The organism is Actinocorallia populi, from assembly GCF_002995495.1.
In the GTDB taxonomy this organism is placed as follows: domain Bacteria; phylum Actinomycetota; class Actinomycetes; order Streptosporangiales; family Streptosporangiaceae; genus Actinocorallia; species Actinocorallia populi.
This window is the reverse complement of record NZ_PVZV01000003.1, coordinates 506,936-530,708: the sequence shown is the minus strand read 5'-3', so window position 1 is coordinate 530,708 and position 23,773 is coordinate 506,936. Positions and strand designations below refer to the sequence as shown.

The window sequence follows — 23,773 nt, the reverse complement described above, 5'->3', positions numbered from 1 at the left end:
CCCGCCATCGCGAAAGCCATTCTTCATGTCGTCTTCAGAGCTTCTTCCGTTGTCGGCCGCGCAGCAGTCGGTTTGGTATGCCCAACAACTGAACCCGGAAACTCCGATCTGCATCGCGCAGTACATCGAGATCGAGGGGGCCTTCGATCCCGAGGTGTTCGCGGAGACGGTCCGGATCGGCGCCCACGAGGGCGAGGCATTGTGGTTCCGCCTGGTGGAGAAAGACGGAATCCCGTACCAGACGATCGACCACGCGCCGCCCGCGGCGCTGCCCCTCATCGATTTCAGCGGGGCGGACGACCCGCGCGCGGCGGCCACCGCCTGGATCGAGGCGGAGGTGCACGGCCCCGTCGACCTGATGGGCGACGAGCTGTACGTCAGCCGCCTCCTGCGGCTCTCCCCCGACCTGCACTGGTGGTTCATGCGCGGCCACCACATCATGATCGACGGCTACTCGGGCGCGTTCCTCAACCGGCGGGGTTCGGAGGTCTACGCGGCGCTGGCGGCCGGCGAGGAGTACGTCCCCCAGCGGCACGGCGACTACCGCGCGCTGCTGGAGGAGGAGGCCGCCTACCGCGAGTCCGAGCGGTACGAGGCCGACCGGGCGTACTGGACGGAGCGCTTCGCCGACCGGCCCGACGTCGTCTCCCTGACCGAGCGGACCGCCGCCCCCACCGACCGGTACCTGCGCCGCACCGTCATGCTCGGCCAGGAGGAGACCCGGCGGCTCGCCGCGGGGGCCCGCGCGCTGCGCACCGCCACCCCGGGCCTGGCCATCGCCGCGTCCGCCGCGCTGGTCGCCAAGACCACCGGCGCCGACGACGTCGTCCTCGGCATCGCGGTCACCGGCCGGGTCACCCGGCTGGCCCGGGAGACGCCCACCCACATGTCCTCGATCCTGCCGCTGCGGGTGCACGTGCGGCCGGAGATGACGATCGAGGAGCTGACCCGGCAGGCGTCCCGCGCCACCGCCCGGCTGCTGCGCCACCAGCGCTACCGGCGCGAGGACCTCATCCGCGACCTCAAGCTGGTCGGCCGGCGCATCCACGGCCCGGTCATCAACATCATGGCCTACGACTACACCGCCGACTGGGGCGGGCTGAAGGCCACCCAGCACCCGCTGAGCAACGGCCCGATCGAGGACCTGGCGATCGCCATCTTCGACGCCGCCGACGGGCGTGGCGCGCGCATCGACTTCGACGCCCACCCCGAGCTCTACACCGAGGCGGAGGTCGAGGCGCACCAGGCGCGCTACCTGCGGCTGCTCAAGGAGATGGCCGAGGTCGACCCGGCCACCCGGCTGTGCGACCTGGACCTGCTGGACGACGGCGAGCGCGACCTGCTGCTGCGCGCCCGCAACGACACCGGCATGGAGGTCGCGCGGACCACCGTCCCCGGGCTGTTCCGCGCCCAGGCGCGGCGCACCCCCGACGCCGTCGCCGTCAGCGACGCCGAGACCTCCTACACCTACCGCGAGCTCGACGAGCGCTCCGACCGGCTGGCGGGCCTGCTGGCCGGGCACGGCGTGCGGCCCTCGGGCGTCGTGGGGATCTCCCTGCCGCGCGGCGTCCACCTGGCCGTCGCGGCCCTGGCCGCCCTCAAGGCGGGCGCCGCCTACCTGCCGATCGACCCGGCCTACCCGGCCGACCGCATCTCCTACATGATCCAGGACGCCGCCCCCGCGGTCGTCCTGGCCGCCGAGAGCGCCCACCTCCCGGACGGCGTGACCGTCCTGGACCCGCGCGACCTGCCCGAGGGGGAGGCCGGCCCGGTCGCGGCCGTCCCGCACCGCCTGGACGCGGCGTACGTCATCTACACCTCCGGCTCCACCGGACGCCCCAAGGGCGTGGTGGTCTCCCACGCCAACGTCGTGGACTTCTGCGCCTGGGCGGCCAGGGACTTCGGGCCCGAGCGGCTGCGCCACGTCCTGTGGTCGACCTCCCTGAACTTCGACGTCTCGGTCTTCGAATGGCTCGCCCCGCTCACCGTCGGCGGGCACGTCGAGGTCGTGCGCGACCTGCTGGAGCTGGCCGAGCGCGGCGGCTGGACGGGCTCCCTCGTCAGCGGCGTGCCCTCGGCGATGGCCGCGGTGCTCTCCCAGGGCGAGCTGGAGCTGAAGGCCGGCGACATCGTGCTGGCCGGGGAGGCGCTGCCGCCGCAGCTCGTGCGCAGGCTGCGCGAGCTGGTGCCCGGCGCCCGGATCTCCAACATCTACGGCCCGACCGAGGCCACCGTCTACACCGTCGGCTGGTACGACGACGGCAACCCCGAGGGGCACGCCCCGATCGGCCGGCCGCTGGCCAACACCCGCGCCTACATCCTGGACGCCGGGCTGCGGCCCGTCCCGGCCGGCGTGCCCGGCGAGCTGTACCTGGCGGGCGACGGCCTGGCCCGCGGCTACCTGGGCCGGCCGGGCCTGACGGCCGAGCGCTTCGTGGCCTGCCCGTTCGGCGACGGCGAGCGCATGTACCGCACCGGCGACCTGGCGCGCTGGAACGCCGCCGGGGACATCGAGTACCTCGGCAGGCTCGACCACCAGGTCAAGGTCCGCGGTTTCCGCATCGAGCCGGGCGAGATCGAGGCGGCGCTGACCGCCCACCCGGAGGTCGCCCAGGCCGCCGTGCTGGCCCGCGAGGACGAACCCGGCCGCACCCGCCTCGTCGGCTACGTCGTGCCGGTGCCCGGCGCCGCCCTGGACACCGCCCGGCTGCGCAGGTTCGTCGCCGGGCGCCTGCCGGAGTACATGGTCCCCGCGGCGGTCCTGGCGCTGGCGGCCTTCCCGCTCAACCCCAACGGCAAGCTCGAGCGCGGGGCGCTGCCCGTCCCCGACTTCACCGCCGGGACGGCGGAGAGCCGCCCGCCGCGCGACCGCACCGAGGAACTGCTGTGCGGGATCTTCGCCGAGGTCCTCGGCGTCCGGCGGGTCGGCATCGACGACGGCTTCTTCGACCTCGGCGGCGACTCGCTGCTGGCCACGCGGGCGGTCGCCCGGATCCGCGCGGCGACCCGCGCGGACGTGTCGATCCGCGCCATGTTCGAGGCGCCGACCGTCGCGGAGCTGGCCGCGCTGGTCTCCCGCGAGGAGGGGACGGCGGGGGAGCGCCCGCGGCTGGCCGCGGTGGACCGGCCCGAGCTGGTGCCGGTCTCCTACGCCCAGCAGCGCCTGTGGTTCCTCCACGAGCTGGAGGGCCCGTCGGCGACCTACAACATGCCGATCCCGCTGCGGTTGTCGGGCAGGCTCGACCTTCCGGCCGTCCAGGCCGCGCTGAACGACGTCGCAGCCCGCCACGAGTCGCTGCGGACGGTCTTCACCACCGTCGACGGCGAGCCGTTCCAGCGGGTCCTGCCGCACGCCGAGGTCCCTTTCGGCATCGTCGACACCGACCCCGAGGACCTGCACGGCGCCCTCTACATGGACGCCACCCGGGGCTTCGACCTGGCCTCGGAGATCCCGGTGCGCGCCCACGTGCACCGCCTCGGCCCCGACGAGCACCTGCTCCTGCTGGTCGTGCACCACATCGCCGCCGACGGCTGGTCGCTGGCGCCGCTGGCGCGTGACGTCATCACCGCCTACGCCTCCCGTTCGGCGGGCCTGGCCCCCGCCTGGGAGCCGCTGCCCGTCCAGTACGGCGACTACGCGCTCTGGCAGCGGGAGCTGTTCGGCTCCGAGGACGACCCGCAGAGCCTGGTGTCGACCCAGATCCGCCACTGGAGCCGGGAGCTGGCCGGGCTGCCCGACCAGCTCGCCCTGCCGGCCGACCGGCCCCGCCCCGACCGCGCCTCCTACCGGGGCGGCCAGGTCTCCTTCGAGATCTCCGAGCGCACCCTGGCGGGCCTGCGGGAGCTGGCCCACTCCAGCCAGGGCAGCCTCTTCATGGTGCTGCAGGCCGGCCTGGCCGCGCTGCTGACCCGCCTGGGGGCGGGCACCGACATCCCGCTCGGCTCGCCCATCGCCGGGCGCACCGAGAGCGCACTGGACGGCCTGGTCGGCGTCTTCGTCAACACCCTCGTCCTGCGCACCGACACCTCCGGCGACCCCACGTTCCGCGAGCTCGTCGGCCGCGTCCGCGAGACGGACCTGGCCGCCTACGCCCACCAGGAGCTGCCGTTCGAGCGGCTGGTGGAGATCCTCAACCCGGCGCGATCCCTGGCCCGGCACCCGCTGTTCCAGGTGATGCTCACCCTCCAGAACAACCCGCCCGCCAAGGTGGAGCTGGACGGCCTGACGGTCTCGGTCGAGCCCGTCGACCCCGGCGTCGCCAAGTTCGACCTGGAGTTCCTGCTGGAGGAGCGCCCCGAGGGCGGCCTGGCCGGCACCCTGGAGTACGCCCGCGACCTGTTCGACGAGCCGAGCGCGGCGGACCTGGCCCGCTGGCTCGGCCAGGTGCTGGAGGCGGCCGTCGCCGACCCCGGCGTGCGGGTCGGCGCGATGGCGCTGCCGGAGGTGGACGAGCGGCTGCTGCGGACGCCCGCCCCGGCCCCCGCGCCCCGCGCGGGTACGCCGTCGGACAAGCGGCTCGTCGCCTACGTGGTGCCCGCGCCCGGCAGGACGATCAGCTCCGAGGAGCTGCGCGCGTTCGTGCAGGAGCACCTGCCCGCCGCCATGGTCCCCTCGGCGATCATGGTGATGAACGAGCTGCCGCTGACGCCCAACGGCAAGGTCGACACCAAGGCGCTGCCCAGGCCGGAGCTGACCCCCCAGAGCACCCCCTACCGGGCCCCCTCCACCGGGCAGGAGCGCGTGCTCTGCCGGATCGTCGGGGAGCTGCTGGGCGTGGAGGAGGTCGGCGTGGACGACGACTTCTTCGCGCTGGGCGGCAACTCGCTGCTGGCCATGCGGGTCGTCGCCAAGGCCCGCGCGGCCTTCGACGTGGAGCTGCCCGTCCGGGTGCTGTTCGAGGACCCGACCGTCGCCGGCCTGGCCGCCCACCTGGCGGACGCCGCCCCGGCCCGTCCCGCGCTCGTCCCCGCGGAGCGCCCGGCGCAGATCCCGCTGTCGTACGCCCAGCAGCGGTTGTGGTTCCTCAACAGGTTCGAGGGGCCCTCGGCCACCTACAACATGCCGCTGGCACTGCGCCTGACCGGTCCGCTGGACCACGCGGCACTCCAGGACGCGCTCGCCGACGTCGTGGCCCGCCACGAGTCGCTGCGGACGATCTTCCCGGACTCCGGCGGCACCCCGCGCCAGCAGATCCTCGCCCCGGCCGCGGCCTGCCCGCGGGTCGAGACCACCGACGTCACCGAGGCCGGGCTGCCCGCGGCGCTCGCCCGGGTCGCCGGCTACCCCTTCGACATCTCGGTGGAGCCGCCGCTGCGCGCCCACCTGCTGCGCCTGTCCGACGACCTGCACATCGCGGTGCTGCTCATGCACCACGTCGCCACCGACGGATGGTCGCTGGCGCCGCTGGCGCGCGACGTCATCACCGCCTACGCCTCCCGCGTCTCCGGCGGCGCGCCGCGGTGGGAGCCGCTGCCCGTCCAGTACGCCGACTACACGCTGTGGCAGCAGGAGCTGTTCGGGTCCGAGGACGACCCGTCCAGCCTGCTGTCCCAGCAGATCGCCTACTGGAGGCAGACGCTCGCCGGGCTGCCCGAGGAGCTGGAGCTGCCCGCGGACCGGCCGCGCCCGGACGAGGCCACCCACCGGGGCGCGACCGTCCGGTTCCAGCTGTCCGCCGACGTCCAGCGCCGCGTCAACGAGCTGGCCTCGCAGACCCAGAGCTCGCCGTTCATGGTCGCGCAGGCCGCCTACGCCGCCCTGCTGTCGCGGCTGGGCGGCGGCGAGGACATCCCGCTCGGCTCGCCGATCGCCGGGCGCACCGACGAGGCACTGGACGACATGGTCGGCATGTTCGTGAACATGCTGGTCCTGCGCACGGACGTCTCCGGCGACCCCACGTTCCGGGAGCTCGTCGGCCGCGTCCGCGAGACGGACCTGGCCGCCTACGCCCACCAGGACCTGCCGTTCGAGCGCCTGGTGGAGGTGCTCAACCCGGTCCGGCACATGGGCCGCCACCCGCTGTTCCAGCACGGCCTCACCTTCCAGAACAACCCCGAGGCCCGCCTGGAGCTCGACGGCTTCACCGCCGAGCCGGAGCCGCTGCACGCCGCCGTGTCCCGGTTCGACACGCTGATCATGCTGACCGAGCGGTTCGGCCCCGGCGGGGAGCCCGCCGGGCTGGACGGCGAGCTGGAGTACGCGCTCGACCTGTACGACCCGCCCACGGCCCGCGCCCTGGTCACCCGGTTCGAGCGGCTGTTCACCGCGCTGCTGGCCGAACCGGACGCCCCCGTCGGCACCGCCCCGCTGCTGGCGGAGGACGAGCGCGCCACCGTCCTTCAGGAGTGGTCGGGCGGCACCGTCGCCCCGGCCGCGCCCGAGGAGCGGCGCACGATCCACGCGGTGTTCGAGGAGCAGGCCGCGCGGACGCCCGACGCGGTGGCCGTCACCTGCGAAGGCGACTCCCTCACCTACCGGGAGCTCAACGAGCGCGCCAACCGGCTCGCCCGCAGGCTCGCCGAGCTGGGCGCCGGACCGGAGCGGTTCGTGGCGCTGAAGCTGCCGCGTTCGGCGGAGCTGGTCGTCGCGGTCCTGGCCGTCCTCAAGACCGGTGCGGCGTACGTGCCGATCGACCCGGACTACCCGGAAGAGCGCATCGCCTACACGCTCGAGGACTCCGCGCCCGTCTTCACCGTCGACGCCGGGCTGCTCGGCTCGCTCGACCCGGCGGCGTACCCGGCCGGGAACCTGGACGTGGAGATGTCGCCGCAGAACCCGGCGTACGTCATCTACACGTCCGGCTCCACGGGCCGCCCCAAGGGCGTCGTGGTCCCGCACCACAACGCCGTCCGGCTGATGACCTCCACCGACCGGTGGTTCGGCTTCGGACCGGACGACGTGTGGACGCTCTTCCACTCGTACGCGTTCGACTTCTCCGTCTGGGAGCTGTGGGGCCCGCTGCTGTACGGCGGCAGGCTCGTCGTCGTGCCGTTCGCGGTCAGCCGCTCCCCCGAGGAGTTCCTCGACCTGCTGGCCCGCGAGCGCGTCACCGTGCTCAACCAGACGCCGTCGGCGTTCTACCAGCTCATGGCCGCCGACGACGGGCGCGACCTGGCGCTGCGCTACGTGGTCTTCGGCGGCGAGGCGCTCGAGCTCAAGCGGCTCGCCGACTGGTACGCGCACGGCCGGGACACCGTCCTGGTGAACATGTACGGCATCACCGAGACGACCGTGCACGTCTCCCACATCGCCCTCGACGAGGTGTACTGCCAGACCGCGCCCGGCTCGGTCATCGGCGCCGCCATCCCCGACCTGAAGGTGTACGTGCTGGACGGGCGGCTCCAGCCCGTCCCGCCCGGCGTGGCCGGCGAGCTGTACGTGGCGGGCGAGGGCCTGGCGCGCGGCTACCACGGGCGGCCCGGCCTGTCGGCGTCCCGGTTCGTCGCCGACCCGTTCGGGGAGCCGGGCTCCCGCATGTACCGCTCGGGCGACCTGGCCCGCTGGCGGCCGGACGGGAACCTGGAGTACCTGGGCCGCGCCGACGACCAGGTCAAGATCCGCGGTTTCCGCATCGAGCTCGGCGAGATCGAGGCGGTGCTCGTCCGGCACGAGCGGATCACCGACGCCGCCGTGACCGTCCGCGAGGACCGGCCCGGCGACAAGCGGCTCGTCGCCTACGTCGTGAGCGCGGACGGCGAACCGGTCGAGACGTCCGAGCTGCGCGCGTTCGCCCACCGCGGCCTGCCCGACCACATGGTCCCCGCCGCGTTCGTCGCCCTGGAGGCGCTGCCGCTCACCGGCAACGGCAAGCTCGACCGCCGCGCCCTGCCCGCCCCGGTCGTGCAGGTCGGCGAGGGCCGCGCCCCGGCGTCCGAGCGCGAGGAGGTCTTCGCCGACCTCTTCGCCGAGGTCCTCGGCCTGGCCGAGCGGCCCGGCACCGAGGACGGCTTCTTCGACCTGGGCGGCGACTCGATCATCGCGATCCAGTTGGTGTCGCGCGCCCGCCAGTCGGGCCTGGTCGTCACCCCGCGCGAGGTCTTCCAGCACCAGACCGTGGCGGCCCTGGCGGAACTGGCCCGCGAGGCCGGCGAGGACGACGCCGTCGAGGCCGAGCCCGAGGGCGCCGGCATCGGGCCCGTCCCCGTCACCCCGATCGTGGCGTGGCTGCGCGAGCGCGGCGGCGTCATGGACGGCTTCCACCAGTCGATGCTGCTGCGCGTCCCCGGCGAGCTGGGCGTCGGCCACCTGACCGCCGCGCTGCAGGCCGTGCTCGACCACCACGACATGCTGCGGCTGCGCCTGGAGGACTGGCAGCCGGTCGTCCAGCCCGTCGGAGCGGTGCGCGCGGACGGCCTCGTCGAGCGCGTGGAGGTCCGCGACGGAGACTTCCAGGCGGCCGTGGACGAGCAGGTCGCGCTGGCGGCCGCCGGGCTGAACCCGGCGGAAGGCGCCATGGCACGGCTCGTCTGGCTCGACGCCGGGCCGGGCGTCCAGGGCCGGCTGCTGGTGGTGCTGCACCACCTCGTCGTGGACGGCGTGTCCTGGCGCATCCTGCTGCCGGACCTCGTCGCGGCGTGGGGCGCGGCCGTCATGGGGCGGGAGCCCGCGCTCGACCCCGTCCCGACGTCCTTCCGCCGCTGGGCGCAGCGCCTCACCGCCGAGGCCGCCGACCCCGCGCGCGCCGGGGAGCTCGACACCTGGATCGACCTCGTCGAGGGCACCAACCCCAAGCTCGCCTCCCGCGCGCTCGACCCGGCCGTGGACACCGCCGCGACGGTCCGCCACCTCGACCTCACCCTGGAGGCCGAGACCACCGAGGCCGTGCTCACCACCGTTCCCGCCGCCTTCCACGGGCGGGTCAACGACGTGCTGCTCACCGGCCTGTCCCTGGCCGCCGCGCACTGGCGCAGGCAGCGCGGCGGGCGCGGCACCGGGCTGCTGGTCGACCTCGAGGGCCACGGCCGCGAGGAGGTCGTCCAGGGCGTCGACCTGTCCCGCACCGTCGGCTGGTTCACCACCATCCACCCGGTCCGCCTCGACCCGGGCCAGGCGGAGTGGACGGAGGTCACCTCCGGCGGCGCCGCCGCGGGCCAGGCCATCAAGCGGGTCAAGGAGCAGCTGCGGCAGGTCCCGGACAACGGCATCGGCTACGGCCTGCTGCGCCACCTCAACGAGGAGACCGCGGAGGAGCTGGCCGACCTGCCGCGGGCGCAGGTGGCGTTCAACTACCTGGGCCGCGTCGGCCAGGACGAGGGCGACTGGAGCCCGGCCCCCGAGCGGCTCCCCTCGGGCGAGGACCCGCGCCTCCCGGCCGCGCACGTCCTGGAGGTCAACGCCGTCACCCGCGACCGCCCCGGCGGTCCCGAGCTGACCGTCACCTGGTCGTGGCCCTCGGCGCTCCTGGCCGAGGCGGAGGTCCGCGCGCTGGGCGAGGCCTGGTTCGAGGCGCTGCGCGGCCTGGTCGCCCACGCCTCGGCCGAGGGCGCGGGCGGATTCACCAGCTCCGACCTCCTGGTCGGGCTGGACCAGTCAGAGATCGACACACTGCAGGCGGCATGGAGGGCGAAGTGACGGCGGGTCGCGATCTGGAGGACATCCTTCCCCTGTCCCCGTTGCAGCAGGGGTTCTTCTTCCACGCCAAATATGACGACCAGGACGTCTACACCGCGCAGCTGGTGCTGGACATGGAGGGGCCGCTGGACGCGGCGGCCCTGCGCCGCGCGGCCGAGACGCTGCTGCGCCGCCACGGCAACCTGCGGGCTGCCTTCACCGACCAGGACGTGAGCCGCCCCGTGCAGGTCGTGCCGCGCGTGGTGGACCTGCCGTGGTCGGAGGTGACGGCGACCGAGGAGGAGGCGCGCGAGCTCATCCTGCGGGAGCGTTCGCACCGGTTCGACCTGATGGAGCCGCCGCTGCTGCGCTTCGTCCTGGTCAAGCTGGGCGAGGAGCGGCACAAGCTGATCTTCGTCAACCACCACATCCTGCTGGACGGCTGGTCCACCCCGGTCCTGGCGACCGAGCTGTTCGCGCTGTACCTGGCCGGCGGCACCGACACCGGGCTGCCCCGCCCGACGCCGTACAAGAACCACCTCAAGTGGCTGGCGGCCCAGGACCGCAAGGCCGCCGAGGCCGCCTGGCAGGAGGCGCTGGCCGGGGTGGACGAGCCCACGCTCGTCGCACCGCAGGCCGCCGACCTGCCCGCCACCGTCCCGCACCGCGTCCTGCTCGAACTGGACGACGCCGCGAGCAGGAAGCTGACCCGCATCGCCCGCCGCAACGGCGTCACCGTCAACACCCTGCTGCAGGCCGCCTGGGGCGTCGTCATCGGCTCCCTGACCGGCCGCGACGACGTGGTGTTCGGCGCCGTGGTCTCCGGCCGGCCCGCCGACCTGCCGGGCGTCGAGCAGATGATCGGCCTGTTCATCAACACCCTGCCTGTCCGGGTGCGCCTGAACCCCTCCGACAGCCTCGCCGAGGTGCTGGAACGGCTCCAGGAGGAGCAGGCCGACCTGCTGGCCCACCACCACCTGGGCCTCACCGAGATCCAGCGGGCCACCGGGCACGGCGTGCTGTTCGACACCATGACGGTGCTGGAGAACTACCCGTTCGACCCGTCCACGATGGACGGCGCCCTGAACGGCCTGCGCCTGACCGGTTTCGAGACGTACGACGCCACGCACTTCCCGCTGACGTTCGTGATCATCCCGGGCGACCGGCTGTCGCTGCGGGTGAACCACCGGCCCGACGTCTTCACCCGGCAGGACGCCGAGCTGCTGCTGGAGCGCGTCCGCCGGTTCCTGGACGCCGTGATCGAGGACGCCGACCAGCCGCTGTCCGCGCTCGACCTGCTCTCCGACGGCGAGCGCTCCCGCCTCGACTCCTGGTCCGGGCCCGCCGTGGAGCCGTCCGCGGCCTCGGTCGTCGATCTGCTCCAGGCGCGCGCCGCGCTGGCCCCGGACGAGACCGCGCTGGTCGCCGCCGACGCGACGCTCACCTACGCCGGGCTGAACGAGCGCGCCAACCGCCTCGCCCACACGCTGATCGCGCGGGGGGTCGGCGCCGAGCAGCGGGTCGCGCTGCGCCTGCCGCGCGGCGCCGACCTGGTCGCGGCGGTCTTCGGCGTGCTGAAGACCGGCGCCGCCTACGTGCCGGTCGACCCCGAGTACCCCGAGGACCGCATCGCCTACATGCTGTCCGACTCCGCGCCCGTCCTGGAGATCACTCCGGAGTGGCTCGCGGAGAACGACATGAGCGGCGCCCCCGCCACCGACCCCGGCACGGCGATCCGCCCCGACGGCGCCGCCTACGTCATCTACACCTCCGGCTCCACCGGCCGGCCCAAGGGCGTCGTCGTGCCGCACCGCGGCCTGGTGAACTACCACGACGGCCACGCCGAGACCTTCTGGAACCCGGTGGCGGCCAAGGCCGGGCGGCGGGTGCGGTTCGCCCACACCGCGTCGTTCTCCTTCGACACCTCCTGGCACGGCCTGCTCGCGATGCTCCACGGCCAGCAGGTCCACATCGTCGACGACGCGACCCGCCGCGACTCCGAGGCGTTCGTCCGCTACGTGGCCGAGCACCGCATCGACCTGGTCAACACCACCCCGTCGCACTTCCAGACGCTGCGCGACCTGGGCGTGCTCGAAGCGGGCGTCTCCACGGTGCTGCTGGGCGGCGAGGCCGTCGGCGAGGCGCTGTGGGACGAGCTGGCGGCGCTGCCCGGCCTGGACGCCCGCAACTTCTACGGGCCCACCGAGGCCTCCATCGACTTCTTCAACGGCCCGCTCGTCCCCGGAGCCAGGCCCAACATCGGCACGGCGTTCCGCAACAGCCGCCCGTACGTGCTGGACGGCGCGCTGCGCCGCGTCCCGGTGGGCGTGCCGGGCGAGCTGTACGTCGCGGGGCCGATCCTGGCCCGCGGCTACCTCGGCCGCCCCGACCTGACCGCCGACCGGTTCGTCGCCTGCCCGTTCGCCGGGCCCGGCGAACGCATGTACCGCACCGGGGACCTGGTGCGGTGGCTGCCCGACGGCACCCTGGAGTACCTCGGCCGCGCCGACGACCAGGTCAAGATCCGCGGTTTCCGGGTGGAGCTCGGCGAGGTCGAGACGGCGCTGGAGCGGCACCCGGCCGTCGTGCAGGCCGCGGTCGTCGTCCGTGAGGACCGGCCCGGCGACAGGCGGCTCGTCGGCTACGTCGTCACCCGCTCCGAGGTCGCCCCCAGGGAGCTGCGCGCGTTCGCCGCCGAGTCCCTGCCGGACTACATGGTCCCGGCCGTCATGCTGCTGCCCGAGCTGCCGCTGACCCCCAACGGCAAGCTCGACCGCAGGGCGCTGCCCGCCCCCGACCTCGCCATGGGCGGCGGACGCGGCCCCCGCACCCCGCAGGAGGAGATCCTCGCCGGCGTCTTCGCCGAGATCCTCGGCGCCGGGAAGGTGGGCGTCGACGACTCCTTCTTCGACCTGGGCGGCGACTCCCTCACCGCGACGCGGCTGATCAGCAAGGTGCGCTCGCTGCTGGGCGTCGAACTGCCGATCCGCGCGCTGTTCGAGTCGCCGACCGTCGCGGGCCTGGCCGCGCGGCTCGACGAGGCGCAGGGCTCGGCGCGCCCCGCGCTCACCCGCGCGGAGCGCCCCGCGAGCGTGCCGCTGTCCTACGCCCAGCAGCGGTTGTGGTTCCTCAACCGCTTCGAGGGCCCCTCGGCCACCTTCAACATGCCGGCGCCGCTGCGGCTGCGCGGCGAACTGGACGTGGACGCGATCCGCGCCGCGCTCGCCGACCTCGTCGCCCGGCACGAACCGCTGCGGACGGTCTTCCCCGACGCCTCGGGCACGCCCCGCCAGCTCGTCCTGGACGCCGCCGTCGCGGTGCCGCGGCTGGAGGTCGTGGACACGACCGAGGCGGCGCTGCCCGCCGAGCTCGCCGCGCTGGCGGGCCGCGGCTTCGACCTGTCGGTCGAACCGCCGTTCCGGGTCGGGCTGCTCCGGCTCGCCGAGGACGACCACGTGCTGGTGCTGGTCCTGCACCACATCGCCAGTGACGGGTGGTCGATGGCGCCGCTGGCCCGCGACGTCGTCCTGGCCTACGACAGCCGCCGCAGGGGCGAGTCGCCCGAGTGGGGGCCGCTGCCGGTCCAGTACGCCGACTACGCGCTCTGGCAGCGCGAGCTGTTCGGTTCCGAGGACGACCCCGAGAGCCTGCTGTCCCGGCAGACCGGGTTCTGGCGGCAGGCCCTCGCGGACCTGCCCGACCAGATCGAGCTGCCCGCCGACCGGCCGCGCCCGGCGCAGTCGTCCTTCCGCGGCTCCACCCTGTCCTTCGAGCTGGACGCCTCCCTGCACCAGGGACTGGTGGAGCTGGCCCGCGAGAGCGGCGCGAGCCTGTTCATGGTCATGCAGGCCGCCTACGCGGCGCTGCTCACCCGGCTGGGCGCCGGCACCGACGTCCCCGTCGGCTCGCCGATCGCCGGACGCACCGACGAGGCGCTGGACGACCTGGTCGGCATGTTCGTGAACATGCTCGTCCTGCGCACCGACACCTCCGGCGACCCGTCCTTCCGCGACCTCGTCGCCCGGGTCCGCGAGACCGACCTGGCCGCCTACGCCCACCAGGACCTGCCGTTCGAGCGGCTCGTCGACGTCCTGAACCCGGCACGGCACATGGGGCGGCACCCGCTGTTCCAGGTGGCGCTGTCCTTCCAGAACAACCCCGAGGCCAAGGCCGAGCTCGACGGGCTCACCGTCGAGGCGCTCGACCTCCCGGGCGGCGCCGCCAAGTACGACCTGTCGCTGTACCTCCAGGAGCGGCACGCCGCCGACGGCTCTCCGGCGGGCATCGACGCGGGCCTGGAGTACGCGCTCGACCTGTTCGACCCGGCGACGGCCGCGGAGCTGGCCGAGAGGCTGCGGCGGTTCCTCGCCGCCGCCGTCGCGGACCCGGACGCGCCGATCAGCGCCGCGGACCTCCTCGACGAGGAGGAGCGCCGCACGATCCTGGAGGAATGGGCCGCGGGCGGCACCGCCCCCGACGCGCCCCGCACGACCATCCACGCGACCGTCGAGGCGCAGGCCGCGCGGACGCCCGACGCGGTGGCCGTCACCTGCGAAGGCGACTCCCTCACCTACCGGGAGCTCAACGAGCGCGCCAACCGGCTGGCCCGGCACCTGATCGCGGCCGGAGCCGCGCCCGAGCGGTTCGTGGCGCTGGCGCTGCCCCGCTCGCTCGACCTCGTCGCCGGAGTCCTGGCCGTCCTCAAGACCGGCGCGGCCTACGTGCCGGTCGACCCGGACTACCCGGCCGACCGCATCGCCTACATGCTGGCGGACTCCGAGCCCGTCCTCACCGTCGACTCCGCGCTGCTGGAGTCGGTGGACCTGGACGCCTACGACCCGGCGAACCCGGACGTGGCGATGTCGCCGGACAACCCGGCGTACGTCATCTACACGTCCGGCTCCACGGGCCGCCCCAAGGGCGTGGTGATCCCGCACCAGAACGTCATCCGGCTGATGGCCTCCACCGACCCCTGGTTCGGCTTCGGACCGGACGACGTGTGGACGCTGTTCCACTCCTACGCGTTCGACTTCTCCGTGTGGGAGCTGTGGGGCCCGCTGATGAACGGCGGGCGCCTGGTCGTCGTGCCGTACCTGGTGTCCCGGTCGCCGGAGGACGTCCTGGAACTCCTGGCGAGGGAGAAGGTCACCGTCCTCAACCAGACGCCGTCGGCGTTCTACCAGCTCATGGCGGCCGACGCCGCGAACCCGGGCAGCGGCCTGAGCCTGCGGTACGTGATCTTCGGCGGTGAGGCGCTGGAGCCCGGCAGGCTGGAGGACTGGTACTCCCGCCACGCCGACGACGCGCCCGTGCTCGTCAACATGTACGGCATCACCGAGACGACCGTGCACGTCTCCCACATCGCGCTCGACCGCGCCCACTGCCAGGAGGCGCCCGGCTCGGTCATCGGAACGGGCATCCCCGACCTGCGGATCTACGTGCTGGACGACCGGCTCCAGCCGGTGCCCGCCGGGACCGTCGGCGAGCTGTACGTCGCGGGCGCGGGCCTGGCGCGCGGGTACCTGGGCCGTCCCGGCCTGTCGGCCTCCCGGTTCGTCGCCGACCCGTTCGGCGCGCCGGGAACCCGCATGTACCGCACCGGCGACCTGGGGCGCTGGCGGCGCGGCGGCGGCCTGGAGTACCTCGGCCGCGCCGACGACCAGGTGCAGCTGCGCGGCTTCCGCATCGAGCTCGGCGAGATCGAGGCGGCGCTCGCCCGCCACCCGGCCGTGACGGACGCGGCGGTGATCGTCCGCGAGGACCGCCCGGGGGACAGGCGCCTGGTCGCCTACACCGTCGGCGCGGCGGGCGAACCCGTCGACCCGGCGGAGCTGCGCAGGTTCGTCAACCGCGACCTGCCCGACTACATGGTCCCCGCGGCCGTCGTCGCCATGGACGCGCTGCCGCTGACCGCCAACGGCAAGCTCGACCGCAGGGCGCTGCCCGCGCCGGACTTCTCCGCCGGCGTCACCGGCCGCGCCCCGCGCACGCCGCAGGAGGAGGCGTTCGCCGTGCTGTTCGCCGAGGTGCTCGGCCTGGAGCGGGTCGGCATCGACGACGGGTTCTTCGACCTGGGCGGCGACTCGATCATCGCGATCCAGCTGGTGTCGCGCGCCCGCCAGTCGGGCCTGGTCGTCACCCCGCGCGAGGTCTTCCAGCACCAGACCGTCGCGGACCTGGCGGCGATCGCCCGCCCGGCGAGCGAGGACACCGTGGAGGCCGAACCCGAGGGCGCGGGCGTCGGGCAGGTCCCCGCCACCCCGATCCTGCGCTGGTTCGAGGAACTGGAGGGGCCGACCTCCTCCTACAGCCAGCGGATGCTGCTGCGCGTCCCGCCGCGCCTGGACGCCGCCGCGCTCACCGCCGCCTACCAGACGCTGCTCGACCACCACGACGTGCTCCGGCTGAAGGCGTCCGGCGGCGGCTACGAGATCCGCGAGAAGGGCTCCCGCACGGCGTCCGTCGACGTCGTGGACATCACCGGGCTGTCCGGCGAGGCGCTGAAGGGCGTCCTGGCCAGGACCGGGGCCGAGGCGCGCGCCGCCCTCGACCCCGCCGCGGGGGAGATGACGCGGCTGCACTGGCTGGACGCGGGCGACGAGCCGGGCCTGCTGCTGCTCACCGCGCACCACCTGGTCGTGGACGGCGTGTCCTGGCGGATCCTGCTGCCGGACCTGGTGACCGCGCTCGGCGGCGTGGAGCTCCAGCCGGTCAACACCTCCTTCCGCCGCTGGGCGCAGCGCCTGACGGCCGAGGCGTCCGAGCCCGCGCGGGTCGCCGAACTGCCCTTCTGGACCGAGGTCACCGCCACCCCCGACCCGGTGCTGGGCTCCCGCCCGCTCGACCCGGCCCGCGACACGTTCGCCACCGCCGGAGAGCTGACCGCCACGCTCGGCGCGGACGTCACCGAGCCGCTGCTGTCCAGCGTCCCGGCCGCCTTCCACGGCAGGGTCAACGACGTGCTGCTGACCGCCCTCGCCCTCGCGGTCGCCGAGTGGCGGGCGCGGCGCGGCAGGGCGGACGGCTCCGCGATCCTGGTGGACCTGGAGGGCCACGGCCGCGAGGAGGTCGTCCCCGGCGTGGACCTGTCCCGCACGGCCGGCTGGTTCACCGCCATCCACCCCGTCCGGCTCGACCCCGGGCAGCTGGCCTGGGGCGAGGTCGGCGCGGGCGGGCCCGCCGTCGGCACCGCGCTCAAGCTCGTCAAGGAGCAGCTGCGCGAGGCCCCCGACAACGGCATCGGCTACGGCCTGCTGCGGTACGTCAACACCGCGACCGCCGCCGAGCTGGCGGGCGCGGGCACCCCCCAGCTGGCGTTCAACTACCTCGGCCGTGTCGCGTCCGAGCAGGACGGCGAGTGGTCGCCGGCCCCGGCGGAGCTGAACCGCGCGCTCGGCGGCGGCCACGACGGCGGGTTGTCCCTCCCGCACGCGCTGGAGGTCAACTGCCACACCGACGACACCCCCGCCGGGCCGCGCCTGAGCGCCACCTGGTCGTGGGCGGGCGGCCTGCTGTCCGAGGCCGAGGTGCGCGAGCTGGCCGACCTGTGGTTCGCCGCGCTCGGCGGCCTGGTCGAGCACGCCGCCCAGGACGGCGCGGGCGGCTTCACCCCGTCCGACATCGATCTGGTGTCGGTCAGCCAGGACGAGCTGGACGAGTTCGCATCGGAACTGGAGGACTGGGACCTTTGAGCGGCAACCTCGAGGACGTCCTGCCGCTGTCGCCGCTGCAGCAGGGCCTGTACTTCCACGCCCTGTTCGACGCGGACGCCGACGTCTACTCCGCGCAGGTCGTGCTGCGCCTGGACGGGCCGCTGGACGTCCCGGCGCTCAGGGCGGCGGCCGAGGCGCTCGTCGCCCGCCACGCCAACCTGCGGGCGGCGTTCCGCCAGCGCAAGCAGGGCGACCCGGTGCAGCTCGTCGCCAGGACCGTCCGGGTCCCGTTCGAGGAGGTCGAGGCGCCCGCGGGCGAGGTCGAGAAGATCGCCGCGCGGGAGCGGGCGCACCGCTGGGACCTGGGCCGCCCCCCGCTGCTGCGGTTCACGCTGGTGTGCTCGGCCCCCGACCTGCACCACCTGGTGTTCACCAACCACCACATCCTGCTGGACGGCTGGTCCACCCCCATCCTGCAGACCGAGCTGTTCGCCCTCTACCTCACCAGGGGCGACGCGTCGGTGCTGCCGCGCGTCACCCCGTACAAGAACCACCTGGCCTGGGTCGCGCGCCAGGACCGGGCCGCCGCCGAGACGGCCTGGCGGCGCGCGCTGGACGGGGTGGAGGAACCCACCCTGATCCGCCCGCAGCCCCCCGCCGGGGCGACGGACCCCGAGAAGCTCACCCTGACCCTGGACGCGGGGCTCACCGCCGCGCTGACCGCCCGCGCCCGCGCCGAGGGCGTCACCCTCAACACCGTGCTCCAGCTCGCCTGGGGCCTGACGCTGGGCGTGGAGACCGGCCGGACCGACGTGGTGTTCGGCGGCGTCGTGTCCGGACGGCCGCCGGAGCTGGCCGGGGTCGAGCAGATGGTCGGGCTGTTCATCAACACCCTGCCGGTCCGCGTCCGGGTCGCGCCCGGAGACACCCTCGCCGGGGCGCTGCGCCGGGTGCAGGGCGAGCAGGCCGACCTCATGGCCCACCACCACCTGGGGCTCGCCGAGATCCAGGGCCTCACCCGCCTGGGCGCGCTGTTCGACACCGTCACGGTGCTGGAGAACTACCCCTTCGACCCCGACGCCCAGGCCACCGACCTGAACGGGGTGCGGGTCAGCGGGGTGAGCATGCACGACGCCACCCACTACTCGGTCGCGCTGGCCGCGGTGCCGGGCGAGGAGCTGTCGGTGCGGCTGGACTACCGGCCCGACCTGTTCACCCTGGCGGAGGCCGAGCGGCTCGCCGGGCGGCTGCGCGGCGCCCTGACGGCGATCGCGGAGCGGCCCGACCTGCCGGTGGCGCGGCTCGACCTGCTCACCGGCGACGAGCGGGCGCGGGCGCTGGCACTGGGCGGCAGGAGCAGCGGCCGCGAGGCCGGGACCGTCACCGCCCGGTTCGCCGAGGTCGCCGCGCGGCGCCCGGACGCCGTCGCGATCCGCCACGGCGGCGGGTCGATCACCTACGCGGAGCTGGACGAGCGGTCCGGGCGGCTCGCCGGGCACCTGGCCGCCCAGGGCGTCGGGCCCGGGACGCCGGTCGCGATGCTGCTGGAACGCGGCCCGCAGGTCCTGGTCGCCACCCTGGCCGTGCTCAAGGCCGGCGGCTACTACGTGCCGATCCACCACAGCTACCCGGCCGAGCGCCGGGCGTGGGCGCTGCGCGAGGCCGGCGCGCCCGTGCTGCTGCTCGACGAGGCGTTCGCCGACCCCGGCTTCACGCCCGGGGTCCGGACCGTCCGGGTCGACCTGCCGGTGGACGGGCCGGTCGCGCCGCCCGTCCCGGTCGCGCCCGGCGCGCTCGCCTACGCCATCTTCACGTCCGGCTCGACCGGCCTGCCCAAGAGCGTCGGCGTCGCCCACCGCGAGGTCGTCGACTTCGCCACCGACAGCGTGGTCGCGGTCGGCGGCGAGCGGGTGCTGGTGTTCTCCGCGCACGCCTTCGACGCCTCCACCTACGAGATGTGGACGCCCCTGCTGGGCGGCGGCACCGCCGTCATCGCCCCGCCCGGCGACCTCGACACCGCCGGGTTCGCCCGGCTGGCCGAGGAGGAGCGCCTCACGGGCGCGTTCGTCACCACGAGCCTGTTCAACCTCATGGCGGCCGAGCGGCCGGACGCCTTCGCCGGGCTCACCCGCCTGCACACCGGCGGCGAGGCGGGCAACGCCCGCGCCATGCGCGCCGTCCTGGACGCCTGCCCGGGGCTCGAGCTCTTCAACGCCTACGGGCCGACCGAGGCGACCACCTACGTCGCCCTGCAGCCGGTGCGCCCCGTCCTGACCGGGCACGGCGCGCCGCCGCTGGGCGGGCCGCTGGACGACACCCGCCTGTACGTGCTGGACGAGGCGCTGCGCCCGGTGCCCGACGGGACCCCCGGCGAGCTGTACCTCGCGGGCGCGGGCCTGGCCCGCGGCTACCTGAACCGGCCGGGCCTGACCGCCGAGCGGTTCGTCGCCTGCCCGTTCGGCGTGCCGGGCGAGCGCATGTACCGCACCGGCGACCTGGTGCGCCGGCGGGGCGACCTGCTGGAGTACCTGGACCGGGCCGACCAGCAGGTGAAGATCCGCGGCTTCCGGATCGAGCTGGGCGAGATCGAGGCCGCGCTGGGCGCGCACCCCTACGTCGCGCAGGCGGCGGTGCTGGCCCGCCGGGACCGGCCGGGCGAGAAGCGGCTGGTCGCCTACGCGGTGCCGCACGAGGGCTGCGCGCTGGAACCGGACGACCTGCGGCGCTTCCTCGGCGAGAGCCTGCCGTCGTACATGGTCCCGGCCGCCGCCGTGGTGCTGGAGGCCTTCCCCCTCAACGGCAGCGGCAAGCTCGACCGCGCCGCGCTGCCCGCCCCCGACCTGGTGGTCAGCGGGCGCCCGCCGCGCACCCCGCAGGAGGAGGCGCTCTGCGGCCTGTTCGCCGAGGTGCTGGGCCTGCCGCAGGTGTCCGCGGACGTGAGCTTCTTCGACCTCGGCGGCGACAGCATCGCCGCGCTCCGCCTGGCCGCGCGCGCCGGGCAGGAGGGGTTCGAGCTCACCCCCCGCATGGTCTTCACCCGCCAGACCGTCGAAGGGCTGCTGTCGGGGGAGGACGAACCCGAACTCGGCCTGGACGTGCTGCTGCCGATCCGGACGAAGGGCGAGGGCGCCCCGCTGTTCTGCGTGCACCCGGCGTCGGGCCTGTCCTGGCCGTACTTCGCGCTGCTGCCGCACCTGCCGGGACGGCCGCTCTACGGGCTGCAGGCGCGGGCGCTCGGCGAGGCCGGGCACCGGGCGGAGTCGATCCGGGCGATGGCCGAGGACTACGTCGCCGAGATGCGCCGGGTGCGGCCCTTCGGCCCCTACCACCTGCTGGGCTGGTCGCTCGGCGGGCTGGTCGCCTTCGAGGCCGCCCGCGTCCTGGCCGAGGCGGGGGAGGAGGTGGGCCTGCTGTGCCTGCTCGACTCCTTCCACTCCCAGGACCTGGCCGCCGGCGAGCGCGAGGTCGTCCCCGAGCTGCTCCAGTCGATCGGCATCGACGAGAGCATCGCGGGCGATCCGCAGAACCCGGACGTTCCGGCGATCATGGCCGAGCTCCGGGCGCGCGGCGACGCCTTCGCGACCTTGGAGGAGGACCAGCTGCTCGCGGTCTACGGCGCCTACGAGAACGGGCTGCGGATCGTGGACGGCTACGTCCCCGACGGCCCGGTCCCGGCGGACCTGGTCTTCTTCCGGGCGACACGGGGGCTGCGGCCCGACTCGCCGGAGCCCGGGATCTGGGCCCCCTACGTGCGCGGCGTCGAACTGCACGACCTGGACGTCGAACACCACTTCCTGATGGAGCCCGCGGCGGTCGAGCGGATCGCGCAGGTCATATCAGGACATTTGGCAGACTGAACCCACCCATCCCCGGTACGGAAGGACCCCCCGATGGCCACCAACCCGTTCGAGAACGATGAAGCCACCTATGTCGTGCTGATCAACGGCGAGGGACAGTACTCGCTGTGGCCCACCTTCGCCGAGGTGCCGGCGGGCTGGACCGTCGAGAAGACCGCCGACACCCGCCAGGCCTGCCTGGACCACATCAACGAGCACTGGACGGACATGCGGCCCAGGAGCCTCGCCGAGGCCATGGACTCCTGACCTTGGCGCCCCTGGAGACGGAACTGCGCGTCACCGAGTGGACCCTGGAGATGCGCGACCCCGGCGCGCTCCGGCCTGGCCCCCTGCCCTCGGGCGAGCTGGCCTTCAGCCTGGCCGGAGTGCCCTCTGCGGACCTCAACCGCGCCATGTACGCGGCGGTCGGCGCCCCGGTCTGCTGGACCGACCGGTTCTCCTGGACGTTCGAGGACTGGGTCAAGTGGGTGGACCGCCCCGAGCTGGCGACCTGGCTCGCGCTGGCCGAGGGCACCGTCGCCGGCTACTTCGAGCTGGAGGCGCAGCCGGACGGCGACACCGAGATCCACCTCGTCGGGCTGGTGCCGGCGTTCGTCGGCAGGGGCTTCGGCGGCTACCTGGTGGAGCAGTGCGTGCGCCGCGCCTGGCAGCGCGGCAGGCTGTGGGGCCCGGGGCTGGGACCGACCGAGCGCGTCTGGCTGCGCACCAGTACGCTCGACCACCCCAACGCCAAGGCCAACTACCTGCGGCGCGGGTTCACCGTCGCGGCCGAGGACTCCGGCGTCAAACGGGTGCCCGACCCGCGGCTGGCGCCCTGGCCGCTGCCCGGCGACCCCCGCGTCTGCCGGCAGGTGCCGCCGGAGGAACCCGTCGCACAAGAGATCTGAGAGGAACACCGTGAGCTGGCTCCGCTGCCCCGACCCGCGACCCTGGGCGACCACCCGGCTGGTCTGCTTCCCGCACGCGGGCGGCTCGGCCGTCGCCTACCGCACCTGGGGCAAGGCCGCCAGCCCGGCGCTGGAGGTGCACGCCGTGCAGTACCCCGGGCGCGCCGACCGGATCCGCGAGCCGGTGATGACCGACGCCCGGCAGGCCGCCCGGCTGATCGCCGCCGCGCTCGCCCCGCTCACCGACCGGCCGCTGGCCCTGTTCGGCCACAGCATGGGCACCATCCTCGCCTACGAGACGGCGCTGGCGCTGCAGGCCCGCGGGATGCCGCCGGCGCACCTGTTCGTGTCCGGCGCGCCCGCCGTCCACCTGCGCGACGAGAAAGGCAACCCGGCCGACAAGGACGACGACGGGCTCGTCGCCGAACTGGTGAAACTGGGCGGCACCGACGCCGCGGCGCTGGCCGACCCGGAACTGCGCGAACTCGTCCTGCCCTACGTGCGGGCCGACTACCGGCTCATCGGCGCCTACGCCTACAGGCCGGGCGCGCGGCTGACGTCCCCCGTCACCGGGCTGGCCGGGGACGCCGACCCGCACGGCACGGTCGAGAAGGTGGCGCGCTGGGCCGAGCTCACCGACGGGCCGTTCGAGCTGAAGGCCTTCTCCGGCGACCACTTCTACCTCAACGACCGGCAGGAGGAACTGCTGGCCGAGATCCACGGCGCGCTGGGCATCCCCGCCGCCTGATTTGGGCCCTCTCAACCTCTCGATCCCGGCGTACGTTCCGGTCATGGGAGTCGAGATCAGGGTGGAGGGGCTGAAGAAGTCCTTCGGGCGCCAGGTCATCTGGGAGGACGTGACCTTCACGATCCCGGCGGGGCAGATCTCTGCGCTGCTCGGGCCGTCGGGAACGGGCAAGTCCGTCTTCCTCAAGAACCTCATCGGGTTGCTGCGGCCCGACCGGGGCCATGTGTGGGTGGACGGCGTGGACGTCCCCGAACTGCACGAGCGCCGCCTCCACGACCTGCGGCGGCGGTTCGGCGTGCTGTTCCAGGACGGCGCGCTGTTCGGCTCGATGAGCGTGTACGAGAACGTCGCCTTCCCGCTGCGCGAGCACACCAAGCTCAAGGAGCGGCGCATCCGCGAGATCGCCATGTCCAAGATGGAGCTGGTCGGCCTGCTCGGCGCGGAGAACAAGCTGCCCGGCGAGATCTCCGGCGGCATGCGCAAACGCGCAGGGCTGGCCCGCGCGCTGGTGCTCGAACCGGAGGTCCTCCTGGTCGACGAGCCGGACTCCGGGCTCGACCCGGTGCGCACCTCCTATCTCAACCAGCTCTTCGCCGACATCAACGCCGAGACCGGCGCGACCATCCTCATCGTCACCCACGACATCGGCACCGCCCGGGTGCTGCCCGACAACCTCGGGCTGCTTTTCCGGCGCGGTCTCGTGGCGTTCGGGCCGCGGGAGATGATGCTCACCAGCCGGGACCCCGCGGTCACCCAGTTCTTCAACGCCCGCCGGGAGGGCCCGATCGGCATGGCCGAGGAGAAGGACGCCGCCGCGCTCAGCCTGGAGGACTCCACCTGGCGCCCGAACGCCAAGCCCGCGCCGATCCCGCCGCAGATCATGCCGAGCAGCGGCCGGCCCCGGCCGTTCCAGCGGCGCCCCGGCCAGTGGCTGCAGGCGCACGGGCTGCAGGCGCCGCCCGGTTCGTTCATCGACGACCAGGGAAGGGACTGGCTGGTCGACTGGGACCGTCTCACCCATCATTAAGTGGGACATCCTTATTGTTCGAATAGTCCGATAGGCACGTTGATCGCCACGT

At 74.2% G+C, this 23,773-nt stretch carries 7 protein-coding genes; all 7 read left to right on the top strand.

Annotation, left to right across the window (positions count from 1 at the left end):
- Positions 1–25: 25 nt before the first annotated feature.
- The 7 genes from C2865_RS15525 to C2865_RS15495 are packed head-to-tail and all read left to right on the top strand — an operon-like array spanning position 26 to position 23,721.
- Complete coding sequence (locus C2865_RS15525) at positions 26–9,571, top strand: non-ribosomal peptide synthetase (protein ID WP_106399153.1); 9,546 nt, start codon at positions 26–28, stop codon at positions 9,569–9,571.
- Complete coding sequence (locus C2865_RS15520; RefSeq protein ID WP_232835615.1) at positions 9,568–17,241, top strand: non-ribosomal peptide synthetase; 7,674 nt, start codon at positions 9,568–9,570, stop codon at positions 17,239–17,241. The genes C2865_RS15525 and C2865_RS15520 overlap by 4 nt, the downstream gene beginning before the upstream one ends.
- On the top strand, positions 17,238–21,059 hold the full coding sequence (locus C2865_RS15515) for a non-ribosomal peptide synthetase (RefSeq protein ID WP_106399151.1): 3,822 nt from the start codon (positions 17,238–17,240) through the stop codon (positions 21,057–21,059). Before C2865_RS15520 ends, C2865_RS15515 begins: the two co-directional genes overlap by 4 nt.
- Positions 21,060–21,092: 33 nt before the next feature.
- Positions 21,093–21,305 carry an MbtH family protein gene (locus C2865_RS15510; RefSeq protein ID WP_106399150.1) on the top strand — a complete coding sequence of 71 codons (213 nt, stop codon included), beginning with the start codon at positions 21,093–21,095 and terminating at the stop codon, positions 21,303–21,305.
- Between the two features lie 2 nt (positions 21,306–21,307).
- Positions 21,308–21,946 carry a GNAT family N-acetyltransferase gene (locus C2865_RS15505; protein WP_232835614.1) on the top strand — a complete coding sequence of 213 codons (639 nt, stop codon included), beginning with the start codon at positions 21,308–21,310 and terminating at the stop codon, positions 21,944–21,946.
- A gap of 10 nt (positions 21,947–21,956) precedes the next feature.
- Complete coding sequence (locus C2865_RS15500; RefSeq protein ID WP_106399149.1) at positions 21,957–22,694, top strand: thioesterase II family protein; 738 nt, start codon at positions 21,957–21,959, stop codon at positions 22,692–22,694.
- 43 nt (positions 22,695–22,737) lie between these two features.
- The gene (locus C2865_RS15495) at positions 22,738–23,721 is read left to right on the top strand and encodes an ABC transporter ATP-binding protein (RefSeq protein WP_106399378.1); all 984 of its coding nucleotides are present in this window, start codon (positions 22,738–22,740) and stop codon (positions 23,719–23,721) included.
- The last annotated feature ends 52 nt before the right edge of the window (positions 23,722–23,773 follow it).